Below are 17,689 nucleotides of genomic sequence, written 5' to 3'. Positions count from 1 at the left end.
CAAGTTAAGTCCGGCGGTGACCTACTCTCCCACACCCTCACGAGTGCAGTACCATCGGCGCAATGGGCCTTAGCTTCCGGGTTCGGTATGGGACCGGGCGTTTCCCCCACGCTATGACCGCCGTAACAATCACGAAGCACACAAACCACCAGGTGATCCAGCACTCGTCCTGCAAAAAAACTTCTTCAGGTTCGAGGTTGTTGTCTCGTAACCGCATAGTGAACGCGAACAGCAAAAAAATGAATTTTGTCGACACACCATCTTATAGTGTGTTGTAAGTCATCGGCCTATTAGTACAGGTCAGCTACACAAGTCTTTGGTCCTTGCTTCCACATCCTGCCTATCAACCCAGTAATCTAGCTGGGGGCCTCACCCACACAAGGTGGATGGAAATCTCATCTCGAAGCAGGCTTCCCGCTTAGATGCTTTCAGCGGTTATCCCTTCCAAACGTAGCTAATCAGCGATGCACTTGGCAGTACAACTGACACACCAGAGGTTCGTCCGTCCCGGTCCTCTCGTACTAAGGACAGCCCTTCTCAAATTTCCAACGCGCGCAGCGGATAGGGACCGAACTGTCTCACGACGTTCTAAACCCAGCTCGCGTACCGCTTTAATGGGCGAACAGCCCAACCCTTGGGACCTACTCCAGCCCCAGGATGCGACGAGCCGACATCGAGGTGCCAAACCATGCCGTCGATATGGACTCTTGGGCAAGATCAGCCTGTTATCCCCGAGGTACCTTTTATCCGTTGAGCGACGGCCCTTCCACGAGGTGCCGCCGGATCACTAGTCCCGACTTTCGTCCCTGCTCGAGCTGTCACTCTCACAGTCAAGCTCCCTTGTGCACTTACACTCAACACCTGATTGCCAACCAGGCTGAGGGAACCTTTGGGCGCCTCCGTTACATTTTAGGAGGCAACCGCCCCAGTTAAACTACCCATCAGGCACTGTCCCTGAACCAGATCATGGTCCGAAGTTAGGTGACCGGTACAGCCAGAGTGGTATTTCAACGATGACTCCACCCGAACTAGCGTCCGAGCTTCACAGTCTCCCACCTATCCTACACAAGCTGCACCGAACACCAATACCAAACTATAGTAAAGGTCTCGGGGTCTTTCCGTCCTGCTGCGCGTAACGAGCATCTTTACTCGTACTGCAATTTCGCCGAGTTCATGGTTGAGACAGCGGGGAAGTCGTTACTCCATTCGTGCAGGTCGGAACTTACCCGACAAGGAATTTCGCTACCTTAGGATGGTTATAGTTACCACCGCCGTTTACTGGGGCTTAAATTCTCAGCTTCGCACACAAGTGTGCTAACCGGTCCTCTTAACCTTCCAGCACCGGGCAGGAGTCAGTCCGTATACATCGTCTTGCGACTTCGCACGGACCTGTGTTTTTAGTAAACAGTCGCTTCCCCCTGGTCTCTGCGGCCCACACCCGCCTCCAAGGAGTCAATCCTCTTCACGGGGCAGGCCCCCCTTCTTCCGAAGTTACGGGGGCATTTTGCCGAGTTCCTTAACCATGATTCTCTCGATCGCCTTAGTATTCTCTACCTGATCACCTGTGTCGGTTTAGGGTACGGGCGGACTGGGACCTCGCGCCGATGCTTTTCTAGGCAGCATAGGATCACCGAATCACCCCACAAACGGGGCGCCTATCAGGTCTCAGAAACAATGAACAGCGGATTTGCCTACCGTTCTTCCTACACCCTTGGACCAGGTCAATTCCATTGCCTGGCTCGGCTACCTTCCTGCGTCACACCTGTTAATACGCTGACCTCACAACATCGGTTCCCACCACATCACACAGCCAACACCCCGAAGGGCGCAACAGCCATGATCCATCATGGTTAGCATCCATCGCTCAGTATGGGCGGTCCTTCGCCGGTACGGGAATATCAACCCGTTATCCATCGACTACGCCTGTCGGCCTCGCCTTAGGTCCCGACTAACCCAGGGCAGATTAGCTTGACCCTGGAACCCTTGATCATTCGGCGGACGGGTTTCTCACCCGTCATTCGCTACTCATGCCTGCATTCTCACTCGTGTGGCCTCCACCGCTGGTTTACACCGCGACTTCACCGTCCACACGACGCTCCCCTACCCATCCAAACACCCAACCCGAAGGCCAGATAAACATTTGAATGACGCAACTTCGGCGGTGTGCTTGAGCCCCGCTACATTATCGGCGCGGAATCACTTGACCAGTGAGCTATTACGCACTCTTTCAAGGGTGGCTGCTTCTAAGCCAACCTCCTGGTTGTCACAGCAACTCCACATCCTTTCCCACTTAGCACACGCTTAGGGGCCTTAGTTGGCGTTCTGGGCTGTTTCCCTCTCGACTATGAAGCTTATCCCCCACAGTCTCACTGCTGCGCTCTCACTTACCGGCATTCGGAGTTTGGCTAAGGTCAGTAACCTTGTAGGGCCCATCGCCTATCCAGTAGCTCTACCTCCAGCAAGAAACACGCAACGCTGCACCTAAATGCATTTCGGGGAGAACCAGCTATCACGAAGTTTGATTGGCCTTTCACCCCTACCCACAGCTCATCCCCTCCATTTTCAACTGAAGTGGGTTCGGTCCTCCACGCGCTCTTACACACGCTTCAACCTGGCCATGGGTAGATCACTTCGCTTCGGGTCTAGATCACGCCACTCACTCGCCCTATTCAGACTCGCTTTCGCTACGGCTTCCCCCCACGGGTTAACCTCGCGACGTAACACTAACTCGCAGGCTCATTCTTCAAAAGGCACGCCATCACCACACACAAGGCATGGCTCTAACGGATTGTAAGCGCACGGTTTCAGGTACTATTTCACTCCCCTCCCGGGGTACTTTTCACCATTCCCTCACGGTACTGATTCACTATCGGTCATCAAGTAGTATTCAGGCTTACCAGGTGGTCCTGGCAGATTCACACAAGGTTTCACGGGCCCCGTGCTACTCGGGTATCCACACAAAGAACGGCAGACACGCATTACACCTACGGGACTATCACCCTCTCTGGTCCGGCATTCCAACCGATTCACCTATACGCCTGCACCTCATCCCACCAGCGTAGATAGAACTGGTACATGTGGACCCCACAACCCCGATGATGCAACGCCTATCCGCTATCACACACCAACCGGTTTAGCCCCATCCGCGTTCGCTCGCCACTACTAACGGAATCACTATTGTTTTCTCTTCCTGCGGGTACTGAGATGTTTCACTTCCCCGCGTTCCCTCCACACAGCCTATACATTCAGCTGCAGGTCACACCACATAACATGGTGCGGGGTTTCCCCATTCGGAAATCCTGGTCTCAACGTCCGGTTATCGACTCCACCAGGCTTATCGCAGATTCCCACGTCCTTCATCGGCTCTTGATGCCAAGGCATCCACCGTGCGCCCTTAAAAACTTCAACACAAAACAAAGTTCTCAAAATTGAGCTATAAAACAATCAACAAAATCACTACAAACAAGACTCAAACACCACACACACCCAGGACAGGCACATGCAACTCATCTTGTCTGCAAGATGCTCGCGTTCACTATACAGTTCCCAAACAACAACCCCGCACCCCCACACAACACCCCCAACCAGCCAAAAGACCAGCCACCAGGACACCATGCAGCAGACACAGGACAAACACCGAAACACCAAGCACCCAACCACCCCACCCCACAAGGAGCAAGACAGCCAGGAGGCTTGTTGCCTCAAAACCCAACAGTGCACCAAACATACCCATTCGCATCACACACCATGCGCGCCCTTCCAACACCACCAACCCCCAAAGGAGCCGGCACTGCGTACTAAACCACACACACCACACAACACAAACCATGCCAACACCCGAACCCCCGAAAACACCACCACCATGGCAGCCCTTTCGAAAACCCGTTTCCCGATGTTGAGTTCATTGACATTCCACCCTTGAGCAACCCACCCGAACCACACTCGGGTCCAGACATGGGCACCAAAAAAATGGTTAGCTCCTTAGAAAGGAGGTGATCCAGCCGCACCTTCCGGTACGGCTACCTTGTTACGACTTAGTCCCAATCGCCAGTCCCACCTTCGACGACTCCCCCCACACAAGGTGGTTAGGCCATCGGCTTCGGGTGTTACCAACTTTCGTGACTTGACGGGCGGTGTGTACAAGGCCCGGGAACGTATTCACCGCAGCGTTGCTGATCTGCGATTACTAGCGACTCCGACTTCATGGGGTCGAGTTGCAGACCCCAATCCGAACTGAGACCGGCTTTTAGGGATTAGCTCCACCTCACAGTATCGCAACCCATTGTACCGGCCATTGTAGCATGCGTGAAGCCCAAGACATAAGGGGCATGATGATTTGACGTCATCCCCACCTTCCTCCGAGTTGACCCCGGCAGTCTCCCATGAGTCCCCGGCATAACCCGCTGGCAACATGGAACGAGGGTTGCGCTCGTTGCGGGACTTAACCCAACATCTCACGACACGAGCTGACGACAACCATGCACCACCTGTGAACCAGCCCCGAAGGGAAACCCCATCTCTGAGGCGGTCTGGAACATGTCAAGCCTTGGTAAGGTTCTTCGCGTTGCATCGAATTAATCCGCATGCTCCGCCGCTTGTGCGGGCCCCCGTCAATTCCTTTGAGTTTTAGCCTTGCGGCCGTACTCCCCAGGCGGGGCACTTAATGCGTTAGCTACGGCGCGGAAAACGTGGAATGTCCCCCACACCTAGTGCCCAACGTTTACGGCATGGACTACCAGGGTATCTAATCCTGTTCGCTCCCCATGCTTTCGCTCCTCAGCGTCAGTAAATGCCCAGAGACCTGCCTTCGCCATCGGTGTTCCTCCTGATATCTGCGCATTTCACCGCTACACCAGGAATTCCAGTCTCCCCTACATCACTCTAGTCTGCCCGTACCCACCGCAGATCCGAGGTTGAGCCTCGGACTTTCACGGCAGACGCGACAAACCGCCTACGAGCTCTTTACGCCCAATAAATCCGGATAACGCTTGCGCCCTACGTATTACCGCGGCTGCTGGCACGTAGTTAGCCGGCGCTTCTTCTGCAGGTACCGTCACTCTCGCTTCTTCCCTACTGAAAGAGGTTTACAACCCGAAGGCCGTCATCCCTCACGCGGCGTCGCTGCATCAGGCTTGCGCCCATTGTGCAATATTCCCCACTGCTGCCTCCCGTAGGAGTCTGGGCCGTGTCTCAGTCCCAGTGTGGCCGGTCACCCTCTCAGGCCGGCTACCCGTCGTCGCCTTGGTGAGCCATTACCTCACCAACAAGCTGATAGGCCGCGAGTCCATCCCCAACCGATAAATCTTTCCACCACAAGACATGCGTCCCATGGTCATATCCGGTATTAGACCCAGTTTCCCGGGCTTATCCCAGAGTCAGGGGCAGGTTACTCACGTGTTACTCACCCGTTCGCCACTAATCCACCCAGCAAGCTGGGCTTCATCGTTCGACTTGCATGTGTTAAGCACGCCGCCAGCGTTCATCCTGAGCCAGGATCAAACTCTCCATAAAAAACAAAAAGCCACCACAACCCCACCGGAAAAAGACGGGGCCACACGTGATGTATAAATCCTGGCGAATAAAAACACTCGGAACAACACACGGGGGTGCATCATCCCAAGCAAAATGTTTCGTATTCACCAAACAAAAAATAATTTGGTATCAACAAACTTGGCACACTATTGAGTTCTCAAACAACAAACACTCTCGACACCACACCCGAACCCTGAGGTTCGAACTGCTTCGCTCCGGAGCAACTTTTCAAGCTTACCACCTCGTTGACCAGTGTCAACTCCGTGTTTCACGCTTGTTCGCTTCGCGTCCACATCCCTGCCGTTTCCGGCTGGTCCGTGTCAGCGGCGCGAGATAAAACTCTACACGCCTTCCGCCCCCACGCAAAATCGGCCAACGACTCCCGAAACGGCACAACTTTCCGCTCTGACTAGTGTTTTTACATTTTAGATGCAACAAAACCGCCAAAAAAGTGTGCTGGTTCACAAATTCTTGGCGGTTTTGCTGAGTTTCTACTTGGTCAGTTCGACGACAGCCATGTTCTTCTTGCCGCGGCGGACGATCGCGTAGCGACCATGGAGGAAGTCGGCTTCAGACAGTTCGCTGTCAATGCCTTCGACCTTTTCGTTGTTCACATAGGCTCCGCCTTCACCGACAGTGCGTCGTGCAGCCGACAAGCTCTCGCTTAGTCCGGAAGCATGCAACACATTCAGAATGCCGAGGTCGCCGGCCGCCACCTGGGCGGTGGGCAGTTCGGCAATCACTGCCTGCAAGGTCGGCAGGTCGATGTCGCCCAGTTCTCCATTGCCGAAGACTGCGGCGGAAGCGGCGATCACCTTGTTGGTCGCTTCTTCGCCGTGCACCAGCGAGGTCACCTGCCAGGCAAGCTCGCGCTGGGCCTGGCGCTTGAACGGACGTTCGGCAACTTCCACAGCCAACGCCTCGATCTGCTCCCGCGACATGAAGGTGAAGACCTTCAGTCGGTCGATCACATCTGCATCGGCGGTGTTCAGCCAGAACTGGTAGAAGGTGTACGGGGAGCACATCTGGGCATCCAGCCAGATCGCGTTGCCCTCGGACTTGCCGAACTTGGTGCCGTCCGAGTTGGTGATCAACGGGGTGCCGTAGGCGAAAGCCGACTTCCCCTCTACCTTGCGGATCAGGTCGGTGCCGCTGGTCAGGTTGCCCCACTGGTCCGAACCGCCGGTCTGCAGGGTGCAACCGTACTGGCGGTACAGCTCCAGGTAGTCGTAGCCCTGCAGCACCTGGTAGGAGAATTCGGTGTAGCTGATGCCTTCGTCGGAGTTCAGGCGCGCGGCGACGATCTCCTTCTTGATCATCGTTCCCACGCGGAAGTACTTTCCTACGTCGCGCAGGAAGTCCAGGGCGGATAGCGGTGCGGTCCAGTCCAGGTTGTTGACCAGGCGTACCGCGTTCTCGCCTTCGTTGGACAGGAAACGCGAAACCTGTGCCTGCAGCTTGGAAACCCACTCGGTAACGGTTTCCTTGGTGTTCAGGGTGCGCTCGGCGGTTTGGCGCGGGTCGCCGATCAGGCCGGTGGAGCCGCCGACCAGGGCCAGCGGCTTGTGGCCTGCCAGCTGCAGGCGGCGCATGTTCAGCAGCTGCACCAGGTTGCCCAGATGCAGGGACGGCGCGGTGGGGTCAAAGCCGCAATAGTAGGTAATGGTCTCCTCGGACAGCGCACGCTCCAGCTCGGCCTCGTCGGTGGAAACATGCACCAGGCCGCGCCACTTCAGCTCCTGCCAGACGTTCGCGAAGGAGGAATCATTACTCTGTCCCGCAATAACGGGATTCTGATTGGTTTCAGACATGCTAACTTTGACCATTTTTCTGTCTATGTTCTGCCCCTTTGTCCCCGCTGCTTCCAGCGGGAATTCACCACGACGCAGCCAGTTGGGGTTTCCTGGCGTGCGCACTTCCTAGATTATCGGTTTGCGGAGGCTGTATGCCAGTTGGCGCCGCCGAGGTTTCTAGGCTTCCATCCCCTCGGGCAGCTCTCCGGTGTAAACCACGCGCAGGCGCTGGGTGGTACGCGTCATCGCCACATACAGGTCGCCCACTCCCCCGTCGACCTCGGCCACCAGCTGCTCGGGTTCCAAGATAATCACCCCATCGAATTCAAGGCCCTTGGATTCGCGCGCGGAGATCACCACGATGTCCTGGCTCAGCCCTCCGGAGCCGGCGCCCACGCGGTCGCCGTAGGCGGCGCCGATCACCTTGCGGGCATGGGCCAGCTGATCCTGCGGAACGATCACCGCCTGCAGTCCGCCTGCGGCGTATTCCAGCTCCTCGGCCAACGCGGTGCGCAGCGTTTCGTCCAGCTGCGCGTCGGTGGTCTTGGTCAGCAGCGGAGGCCAGTCACCCTCGCGCACCGCACGCGGGGTGGTGATGTGCAACCCGGCGGCCTGCGCCACACGCACCGCGGCGTCGGCGATCTGCGCCGGCGTGCGGTAGTTCACCGTCAGCTCTTCCAGGGTGAAGCGTTCGCCGAAGAACGGCGAGAGCGCCTGGGCCCAGCTGGTCGCGCCCGAAGCCGCGGAGGTCTGGGCGATGTCCCCCACGATGGTGAAGGACTTGATCGTGCAGCGGCGCAGCAGCAGCCGCCACTGCATGGGCGAGAGTTCCTGCGCCTCGTCCACCACGATGTGCCCGTAGGCCCAGGTGCGGTCCGAGACCGCTCGCTCGGCGGCAGTCTGGCGCACGGCGGTCTCCTGGTTGACCCCGGCGACCTGCTCCGCAGTGACCACCCCGTCGATGCCGGCGTTTTCCAGCATGGTGTGCATGTTCACCAGCGCGGCCTGGGCGTTCTCCACGTCGCGGTCGTACTGGGCCTGGCCGCTGGCGGCCTGCGGGTCCTCGTATTCGCCCAGCAGTTCAGCCGCTTCGTCCAGCAGCGGCACGTCGGCCTCGGTGAACGGGGCGTCGACGCGGCGGTAGAGCGCGTCGCGGTCGGCCTCGGAGAGCTTCGGCGCGGCGGCGGCCAGCAGGTGCGGGTTGGCGAACAGTTCGCGCACCAGCTTCTGCGGCGTCATCGGCATCCAGCACAGGTTCAGCGCCACGCGCACGTCCCAGGACTCGCGGACCTCCTGCGGCAGGTAGGAGCGGTCGGTGGTGGAGGACTGCCCTGCGGATTCCTCCAGCTTGCGGCGCAGCTGCTCTGCCAGGTCCCCCACGAGCACCTTCACGAAGGTTTCGCGGGCTTGGTTGTAGGGCTTGTGGGTGTGCCGGGCGCGTTCTCGCGCGTTGAGCACCATCTTGCGGGTCAGCGTCAGCCGCGTGCCTTCCACCACCACGGTACGGTCCTCGGCCAGCACGCGCTGGCGGTTGCGCACGGCGGCGGAGATGACGCGTGCCATCGAGGGACGGCCCTTGAGCCGGGCGACGGTGCGGTTGGTCTCAGGCACGGCCTTCACGCCGTGGTAGAGCTCGCCCACCGAGGACATGACCACGCCGGTCTCGCCCAGCGAGGGCAGCACACGCTCGATGTAGCGCATGAACGAGTTGGACGGTCCCACGATCAGCACGCCAGCGTTCTTCAGCCGCTCGCGGTATTCGTAGAGCAGGAAGGCGGCGCGGTGCAGCGCCACCGCGGTCTTGCCGGTGCCCGGCCCGCCCTGGACCACCACGGCTCCGGGCAGCGGAGCGCGGATGATGGCGTCCTGCTCGGCCTGGATGGTACCCACGATGTCGCCCATGCGGCCGGTGCGCTTTTCGCGCAGCGCAGCCATGAGAGCGCCCTCGCCGTGGTGGGTATGGCCCTCGTCCAGCCAGGTCTCGTCCAGCACATCGTCCTCGATGCCGGCCACGCTGCGCCCGGAAAGCATCAGGTGGCGGCGGCGGCGCACGCCGCGCGGGTTCAGCGCCGTCGCCTGGTAGAACGGCGCGGCCTCGGCGGCCCGCCAGTCGATCATCAGCCGGTTCAGGTCCTCGTCGCTCAGCCCGATGCGCCCGATGTAGCGGGTGCGGTGCTCTTCCGCCTCCGGATCGCCGTTGGAGCCGTTGGCGGCGGCCATGTCCAGGCGGCCGAAGACCAGCCGGTCCTGCACGGCATCCAGCTGCGCGATGCGGTCCTCGTACAGGGTGGCGAAGGAGTCGCGCTCGGACATGTTCTGGAAGCTTCCCACGGCGCCCTGCGCCCTGGTTCGGACCAGTTGCTCCACCTTTTCGGCGCGCAATTCATCAAGCCTTGCGTACAGTTTCCCCACGTACTCGGTCTCGACGGACAGATCCTGTTCGATCGTTTCGGACAACCCAGTTTCCCCTTGCGCTAAATTCACAGGACAGATAATTCTACGCGTGCTGCCGCGCCCGCGGTTAATCCGCTTCGCGGGCGGCGTAACCAGCCGAAACGCGGTTCAGGAATGCACCAGCTGCAGCGAGACGACCTCATGCCCGTCCAGCTTGGTGCGGCCTTCCAGGCCGTCCAGTTCCAGCACGACGCCGATGCCGGCGACCACGGCCCCGGTCATCTCGACCAGCCGCACGGCGGAGCCCACGGTGCCTCCGGTGGCCAGCACATCGTCCAGGATCAGCACCCGGGTGCCCGGGGCGATCTCGTCGCGGTGCATCTCCAGGCAGCCCGAGCCGTATTCAAGGGTGTATTCGTCGCGGTAGACCTCGCGCGGCAGCTTGCCGGCCTTGCGGATGGTCAGCATTCCCTTGCCAGAGGCGTAGGCCGCCGCCGCCGCGAGCACGAAGCCGCGGGCTTCCAACCCGGCAACGATGTCGAACCGGCCCTCGAACGGGGCGATCAGCTCATCGACCATGCGGCGCAGGCCCACCGGGTCCGCGAAGACCGGGGTCAGGTCCTTGAAGGAAATTCCAGGCTGCGGGTAGTCGGGGACGATCGCGCACAAACGGTCCAGCAGGTCGGTAATGCTCTCAGAAGTATTCACGCCTCACAATTTTAGCCGTACTTGGGGATCTTCGAGTCAGGCGGCTTGACGGCGCCGGCCGCAGCACCCGGGAGGGGACTGCGGCCGGCGGCCTCGGATTCGGCGGCCCGGGGCTAGCGGTTCATCAGACGGTCGCTCGGCCAGGGCAGCAGCTCGGGGTAATCGGCCGCGTCCGCGGCGGCGGTGGCCTGCACCGGTCCTGCGGCGGGGCGCCCGGCAAGCCATGCGGCCAGATCAAACTCGGTTCCCGAGAGCACCCAGGAGTTCTCCCCGGCACCCAGAACTACCGGGGGTTTGCCATGCGGCTGCAGCACCAGGCGATCCCCGGAAGGCACCCGGGCGGCCAGCGCGCGGAAAAGATGTTCGGAGAATTCGGCGGGCCAGCTGGAGGCTGGGCGCACGAACTCGTCCAGGTCGGTGGCGTGGATCAGCATCTCGCGCCAGGTGGCGTACATCATGTCCGCCACCTTCGCTCCGGGGCGGTAGCCGACCGGTTCTTCCCATGCGCCGGCGGCGGATGGCAGCACCTCGCGCAACTCGGCCAGCGCGGTGTTGGTCAGTTCCAGCAGCGCTTCGGGGCGCATCAGCGCGGTCATGTTGATGGCCTCGATGCGGCCGGCCGCTCCCCCGTCGTACATTTCCAGCAGCGGTTCCTGCCCGGCGCGCTCGAACTGGCGGCGGGCGGCCTTGGCGAAGGAGGCCAGGTGCGCGATGAGCTGTGCGGTGCTCCAGCCCGGCAGCGAACTGGCTTTTGCGTAGTTCTGGAAGTCGACGCCGCGCACCTGTTCCCGCAACTCATCCAATGCGATGGTGACCTGTGAAATGAGTGCATCCGGTGCCGGTAACTGTGTCATGACCCACACCTTATCGCGAGTGGGGCTTAAATGCGTAGGCGGCCGGATCCGCGCCGCAGGCAAACCTGCTGCGCGGTTCCGGCCGCCTACCGGGCAGTGCTACTTGGCGACCCAGCCGCGGACCGAGTCCAGCTGGCGCTCGAATTCGACGATCTGCTGCGCGACGGCGCTCGGGGCGGTGCCGCCCTGGCCGTTGCGGGCGTTGAGCGAGCCCTCGGTGGAGAGCACCTCGCGCACCGCCGGCGTCAGGTGCTCGGAGATCCCTGCATAGTCCGCGTCGGACAGGTCCCACAACTCCACTCCTCGCGACTCGGCCAGCTGCACGGCGGCGCCGGACAGCTCGTGGGCGTCGCGGAACGGCACACCCTGGCGCACCAGCCATTCGGCGATGTCGGTGGCCAAGGCGAAGCCCTGCGGGGCCAGATCCGCCATGCGCTCGGTGTTGAAGGTCAGCGTCTGAATCATGCCGGCCACGGCGGGCAGCAGGATTTCGAGGGTGTCCGCGGCGTCGAACACCGGTTCCTTGTCTTCCTGCAGGTCGCGGTTGTAGGCCAGCGGCAGCGCCTTGAGGGTTGCCAGCAGGCCGGTCAGGTCGCCGATCAGGCGACCGGCCTTGCCGCGGGCGAGCTCTGCGATGTCAGGGTTCTTCTTCTGCGGCATGATCGAGGAACCGGTAGAGAACGCGTCGTGCAGCTTCACGAAGCTGAATTCCTTGGTGGCCCAGAGGATGACCTCTTCGCTCACGCGGGAAAGGTCCACGCCGATCATTGCGGTGATCCAGGAGAATTCGGCGAACACGTCGCGGGCGGCGGTGCCGTCGATCGAGTTGTAGACCGCGGAATCGAAGCCCAGCTCGTCGGCCACGAAATTCGGGTCCAGGCCCAGGGTCTGGCCGGCCAGCGCGCCGGAACCGTAGGGTGACACGGCCGCGCGCTTGTCCCAGTCCACGAAGCGCTGCACGTCGCGCAGCAGCGGCCAGGCGTAGGCCAGCAGCAGGTGCGAGAGCAGGATCGGCTGGGCATGCTGCAGGTGGGTGCGGCCCGGCATTGGCGCGTACGGGTGGGCCTTGGCCTGGCCCAGCAGCGCATCCAGGGTGTCGACGACGCCGCCGGCGATGATGCGGGCATGGTCGCGCAGGAACATGCGGCCCAACGTCGCGATCTGGTCATTGCGCGAGCGCCCAGCGCGCAGCTTGCCGCCCAGCTGGGTGCCGGCGCGTTCCAGCAGTCCGCGTTCCAGCGAACCGTGCACGTCCTCGTCGGACTGCGCGGCGGTGTAGGTGCCGTCCAGCACGTCGGCTTCGAGCTTGTCCAGCGCGGCGATCATGTCCGCGAGCTCCTGCTCGGTCAGCAGGCCGGCGCGCTGCAGCACCTTGGCGTGGGCGCGGGAGCCGGCGATATCGTAGCTGGCCAGGCGCCAGTCGAAGTGGGTGGACTTGCTCAGTGCGGCCATTGCATCCGCGGGACCGTCGGAGAAACGGCCGCCCCAGAGCGATCCTTCATTTGTTGACGAGGCCATGGCTCGTTCCTTTCTGCTGCTGCCCGGACTCCGCCGCGCGCCGGTTCGGCCGGCGGGCGCGATGGAGTTTATTTCGCTGAGCACTACTCTAGCAAAGGTTTATGCAATGATGCTCATAAATATTCATCACGGGCGGGCGAAAGCCGTTCCCGCCTCGTGAAAGCACTTCCTGTGGAAACTCGAAGAAGTCTCCGCGCGATGCCCAACAGTTGGCAGATTCCCTCTTCCACGAAGCATGGCCCCGGCGTAAGGTGAAGCCATAGTCGTATACGGATACGTCGTTGGAGGAAGTCAAATGGATATCCAGTTGTTCCGCGGTGACATCACCACGCTGAGCGTCGACGCCATCGTCAACGCAGCCAATCCCTCCCTGCTCGGCGGAGGCGGCGTGGATGGCGCCATCCATGCAGCCGCGGGTCCGGCCTTGCTGGCCGCCTGCCGCCAGGTCCGCGCCAGCCGCTATCCCGACGGCATTCCCTCGGGTGTCGCCGTGGCCACCAAGGCGGGCAACCTCAAGGCCAAGTGGGTCATCCACACGGCCGCACCGAATCTGGCCCTGATCAAGCCGAACCCCAAGATCCTTGCCGACTGCTTCAAGAATTCCCTGTACGTGGCTGCCCGCCACGAGGTGCATTCGATCGCCTTCCCTGCGCTGGGCGCCGGTGCGTTCCGCTGGGATCCGCAGCAGGTCGCACAGATCGCCTACACGGCCATCAATGAGTGGGTGGAAACCAACAAGCACATCTCACCGATCCGCCGGATCGTGCTGGTCGCCTACAACGACGAGGTGCAGGAGGCCTTCGAGCAGGCCTTCGCGCTGAACGCCGTCGAGGAGCTCGCCGCCTGAGAGCACGCGGCCCGCACGGCCTCCACCACCACGGCGAAGCCGCCGCGAACCTCGGGGTTGGCGGCGGCTTCGCCCTGTCCGCGCCGGGATTGCCGGCGCCGCCCGGGCCCGTCGGTCCGCGCTGGGGGATGCTGCGGCGCGGGTCCGGACGGCTATGGGCGGCCGGGCCGGGCAAGGTGCGCCGCGGTACCGCGGGCAAGGCTACGGCCGCCCATGCCCCGATGATCGCGCACCGGGGGCGGGCGCAACGGCGCCGGGCGCACAATGTGGATAACATCGTGCGCCCGGCGTCGTTTCACAGCGGAGGATCCGCGGTGTTCTAGCTCGGTTCGGCCAGCTGCAGGAAGCGGGCGGCGACGTCCGCGCCGCCGTCCACCTGCCTGGTGGTGACCATGATCGTGTCGTCCCCGGCGATGCAGCCGAGAATCGAGGGCATCTGCGAGTGGTCGATGGCCAGGGCCAGCAGGTTCGCGGCGCCCGGCGGGGTGCGCAGCACCACGATGTTCCCGGAAGCCTCGGCCGTGACCAGTTGCTCGGCGCAGATCTTGGCCAGGCGCGCGTCCAGCACTTCCTGGGTGATGGCGGTCTGCGGGGAGCGGTCCCCGCCTTCCTGGCGCACCGCGTAAATCAGCTGGCCCAGGTTGTCGCGGATGCGCACCGCACCGATCTCCACCAGGTCGCGCGAGAGCGTTGCCTGGGTGACCTCCAGTCCGTCGTCCTTGAGCAGGCCGAGCAGCTCGGCCTGGGACTTGACCGAGTTGTTGCCCAGGAAGGCGCGGATGCGCGCCTGGCGGGCGGTTTTCGTACTGGGCTGCGAAGCCATGGCTACAGCTCCACCCGGGCGTCTTCGGCCAGGCCGGAGGCGACCATGAGCCACGTCATGACGGCCTTCTGCGCGTGCACGCGGTTCTCCGCCTCGTCGAACACGACCGACTGCGGGCCGTCGATGACGTCGGCCTCGATCTCGTAGCCGCGGTAGGCCGGCAGGCAGTGCAGCACGATGGCATCGTCCTTGGCGTGCTTCATCGCCGCGGAGGTGACCGAGTAGTCGGTGAACAGCGACAGGCGTGCTTCCTTTTCCTCCTCCTGGCCCATGGAGACCCAGGTGTCGGTGGCGACCACGTCGGCGTCCTGCAGCGCGGCGGCCGCATCGGTGGTGATGGTGACCGAGCCGCCGGTGAGCGCGGCGCGCTCCTTGGCGGCGGCGACGATGGAGTCCGCCGGCAGGTAGCCCTCCGGTCCGGCGATCGCCACGTGCATGCCCGCGGTGACACCGGCCAGCAGGTAGGAGTTGGCCATGTTGTTGGCCGCGTCGCCCAGGTAGGTCATCTTCAGGCCGGCCAGCGCGCCCTTGTGCTCGCGCACCGTGAGCAGGTCGGCGATCAGCTGGCACGGGTGGTAGTCGTCGGACAGCGCGTTGATCACCGGCACCGAGGAATTCTGCGCCATTTCCTCCAGGCCGGACTGTGCGTAGGTGCGCCACACGATGGTGGAGACCATGCGCTCGAGCACCTTGGCCGAGTCGGAGATGGATTCCTTGTGGCCCAGCTGGGACTCGGCGGAGTTGATGATCAGCGGGCTGCCGCCCAGCTCGGCGATGCCGGCGTGGAAGGAGACCCGGGTGCGGGTGGAGGTCTTGTCGAAGAAGACCGCGACGGTCTGCGGGCCGGCGTACGGGGTGTAGCCGTACTTGTCGGCCTTCATGGCCAGTGCCAGGTCCAGCACCTTGGTCTGCTCGGCCTGGCTGAAGTCCAGGTCGGTCAGGAAGTGGCGGGTTGTGCTCATGGTGTGTTCCTTAAAGTCAGTAGGTCGCTCAGGCTGCGGCCGCGGCCAGCAGGCCGGGCAGCGCCGCGATGAAGGTAGCCAGCTGCTCGCGGGTGACCACCAGCGGCGGGGCCAGGCGGATGGTGCGCTCGTCGGTGGCGTTGATGATGAAGCCGGCGTCCAGCGCGGCGGCGACCATTGCCGGCGCCGAGCCGGCCGTGAGCTCGAAGGCGTTGAGCAGGCCGGCGCCGCGTACCGCGCCCACGCCCTGCACTCCGGCCAGCTGCTCGCGCAGCCAGGCGCCGGTGTCGCGCACGTGGGCCAGCAGGTTGTCCTTCTCGATGGTGTGGATGACCGCCAAGCCGGCGGCGCAGGCCACCGGGTTGCCGCCGAAGGTGGTGCCGTGGTCCCCAGGGGTCAGCCATGCGGTGTTTTCCTCGCCGAACACGATCATCGCGCCGATCGGGAAGCCGCCGCCCAGGCCCTTGGCCAGGGTCATGACATCAGGGATCACCGGCGCGGAGGCGAAGAACTCGCCGGTGCGGCCCATGCCGGTCTGCACCTCGTCGAAGACCAGCAGCGCGCCGGCCTCGGAGGTGATCTCGCGGGCCGCCTGCAGGTACTCGCCGGACAGCTCCAGCACGCCGGCTTCGCCCTGGATCGGCTCGATGAACACCGCAGAGACGGTCTCGTCTACCGCGTCGCGCAGCGCCTGGATGTCCCCGGCGGGGATCCAGGTGACGTTCTGCGGCAGCGGGGCGAACGGGGCGCGGTACTTTTCCTTGTAGGTCAGCGACAGCGCGCCCAGGGTGCGGCCGTGGAATGCGTGCTCCAGGGCGATGACCTTGGTGCGCGGAGCCTGCTCGGTGCCGGCGTTGCGCCGGGTGAGCTTCAGCGCGGCCTCGTTGGCCTCGGTGCCGGAGTTCGCGAAGAACACCTTGGAGCCGGCCGGGGCGGCGGAGATCTGCAGCAGCTTCTCGGCCAGCGCGATCTGCGTGGGCGAGGTGAAGAAGTTGGACACGTGCCCTAAGGTGGCCAGCTGCGAGGTGATCACGGAGGTCAGCAGCGGGTTGGCGTGGCCGAGGGTGTTCACCGCGATACCGCCGAGCAGATCCAGGTACTGGTTGCCGTCGGCATCCCACACATGGCAGCCGGCTCCGCGCACCAGCACCCGCTGCGGGGCGCCGAACACGCCCAGCAGGCTGTTGGAGTAGCGCTCGGCCAGCGCGGCCGAGGACTGGTTGCCCAGCCCGGCCAGGTCCGCGGCCCTGGAGTTCTCGCTGGGCATTGCGTCGGTGGAGGCGGCGGTCTCGCTCACTTCTGGTCCTTCTGGTTCGTTGGGGCGGCGGGGACCACCTGGGTGCCCACGCCGGCGGCGGTGAAGATTTCAAGCAGCATGGAGTGCGGTTCGCGCCCGTCCACGATGTGGGCCTGGCCCACGCCGGAGTCCACGGCATCCAGGCAGGCGCCCATCTTGGGGATCATGCCCGATTCCAGGCCCGGCAGCATCTCGCGCAGCTCGTCGTTGGTGATGGACGTGATCAGCGAGGACTTGTCGGGCCAGGCGCTGTAGAGGCCCTCCACATCGGTGAGGATCACCAGCTTGGAGGCGCCCAACGCGGTGGCCAGGGCGCCGGCGGCGGTGTCGGCGTTGACGTTGAGCACCGCGCCGGTCGGTTCGCCCTCGGCGTCGAATTCCGGGGCCACGGTGGAGACCACCGGGATCATCCCGGCGTCGATGAGCGAGTCCACCTGGTCGGTGCGCACCCGGGTGACCTCGCCGACCAGCCCCAGGTCCACGGGCAGCCCGTCAACGATGGTGCCGGTGCGGATGGCCTGCAGGGTGGCGCCGTCCTCGCCGGACATGCCCACGGAGTAGGGGCCGTGCGAGTTGATCAAGCCGACCAGATCGCGCTGCACCCGGCCGGTGAGCACCATGCGCACCACGTCCATGGCTTCCGGGGTGGTGACCCGCAGCCCGCCGCGGAACTCCGACTCGATGCCCAGGGTGTCGAGCATCTTGTTGATCTGCGGGCCGCCGCCGTGCACCACCACCGGGTTGATCCCGGCGTGGCGCAGGAACACGATGTCCTCCGCGAAGGCGCGGCGCAGCTCGTCGTTGACCATGGCGTTGCCGCCGTACTTGATGACCATGGTGGTGCCGGCGAAACGCTGGATCCAGGGCAGCGCCTCGATCAGCGCCTCGGCCTTGCGCTGGGCCAGGCCGACGTCGGTGCGGGTGTTCTCAGGCATGATGCTCTTCCTTTGTCCTTGTTGAA

General features: G+C 63.0%; 10 protein-coding genes and 3 rRNA genes. 1 reads left to right on the top strand and 12 read right to left on the bottom strand.

The window, feature by feature from the left end; translation table 11 throughout:
• Positions 1-8 precede the first annotated feature (8 nt).
• From rrf to argH, 8 genes are all read right to left on the bottom strand, one after another.
• Positions 9-125, bottom strand: a 5S ribosomal RNA gene (gene rrf / locus JQN66_RS05915).
• A 144-nt stretch (positions 126-269) separates the two neighbouring features.
• Positions 270-3,408: ribosomal RNA gene (locus JQN66_RS05910) — 23S ribosomal RNA — on the bottom strand.
• 577 nt (positions 3,409-3,985) lie between these two features.
• Positions 3,986-5,511 (bottom strand): 16S ribosomal RNA (locus JQN66_RS05905).
• The 16S, 23S and 5S rRNA genes sit together here, the layout of an rRNA operon.
• A gap of 512 nt (positions 5,512-6,023) precedes the next feature.
• Positions 6,024-7,343, bottom strand: a complete 1,320-nt coding sequence (tyrS, locus tag JQN66_RS05900; RefSeq protein ID WP_204677023.1) for a tyrosine--tRNA ligase — start codon at positions 7,341-7,343, stop codon at positions 6,024-6,026.
• Between the two features lie 159 nt (positions 7,344-7,502).
• The gene (locus JQN66_RS05895) at positions 7,503-9,782 is read right to left on the bottom strand and encodes a HelD family protein (RefSeq protein ID WP_204677022.1); all 2,280 of its coding nucleotides are present in this window, start codon (positions 9,780-9,782) and stop codon (positions 7,503-7,505) included.
• Positions 9,783-9,887: 105 nt separating this feature from the next.
• A complete protein-coding gene (locus JQN66_RS05890) occupies positions 9,888-10,427 on the bottom strand; it encodes an adenine phosphoribosyltransferase (protein WP_239464161.1) in 540 nt (179 codons plus the stop codon).
• Positions 10,428-10,540: 113 nt separating this feature from the next.
• Positions 10,541-11,281: a maleylpyruvate isomerase family mycothiol-dependent enzyme gene (locus JQN66_RS05885; protein WP_204677021.1), complete on the bottom strand. Its 741-nt coding sequence runs from the start codon at positions 11,279-11,281 to the stop codon at positions 10,541-10,543.
• Between the two features lie 99 nt (positions 11,282-11,380).
• Entirely contained in the window at positions 11,381-12,799 is a 1,419-nt protein-coding gene (argH, locus tag JQN66_RS05880; protein WP_204677020.1) for an argininosuccinate lyase, read from the bottom strand.
• A 295-nt stretch (positions 12,800-13,094) separates the two neighbouring features.
• On the opposite strand from argH, the gene JQN66_RS05875 reads away from it, so the two are divergent.
• The gene (locus JQN66_RS05875) at positions 13,095-13,646 is read left to right on the top strand and encodes an O-acetyl-ADP-ribose deacetylase (protein ID WP_188949223.1); all 552 of its coding nucleotides are present in this window, start codon (positions 13,095-13,097) and stop codon (positions 13,644-13,646) included.
• 319 nt (positions 13,647-13,965) lie between these two features.
• Here the strand turns inward: JQN66_RS05875 and JQN66_RS05870 are convergent, their stop codons facing one another.
• Genes JQN66_RS05870 through argB form a run of 4 tightly spaced genes read right to left on the bottom strand, consistent with a single transcriptional unit; the run spans position 13,966 to position 17,663 of the window.
• Positions 13,966-14,469: an arginine repressor gene (locus JQN66_RS05870; protein ID WP_188949222.1), complete on the bottom strand. Its 504-nt coding sequence runs from the start codon at positions 14,467-14,469 to the stop codon at positions 13,966-13,968.
• Positions 14,470-14,471: 2 nt separating this feature from the next.
• The gene (argF, locus tag JQN66_RS05865; protein ID WP_204677019.1) at positions 14,472-15,431 is read right to left on the bottom strand and encodes an ornithine carbamoyltransferase; all 960 of its coding nucleotides are present in this window, start codon (positions 15,429-15,431) and stop codon (positions 14,472-14,474) included.
• 28 nt (positions 15,432-15,459) lie between these two features.
• Positions 15,460-16,698 carry an acetylornithine transaminase gene (locus JQN66_RS05860; RefSeq protein WP_204677495.1) on the bottom strand — a complete coding sequence of 413 codons (1,239 nt, stop codon included), beginning with the start codon at positions 16,696-16,698 and terminating at the stop codon, positions 15,460-15,462.
• Between the two features lie 26 nt (positions 16,699-16,724).
• A complete protein-coding gene (gene argB / locus JQN66_RS05855) occupies positions 16,725-17,663 on the bottom strand; it encodes an acetylglutamate kinase (protein WP_188949220.1) in 939 nt (312 codons plus the stop codon).
• Positions 17,664-17,689: the final 26 nt, after the last annotated feature.

It is taken from the genome of Glutamicibacter protophormiae, assembly GCF_016894325.1.
Taxonomy (GTDB): Bacteria; Actinomycetota; Actinomycetes; order Actinomycetales; family Micrococcaceae; genus Glutamicibacter; species Glutamicibacter protophormiae.
This window is presented reverse-complemented; position numbering and strand designations above follow the sequence as displayed.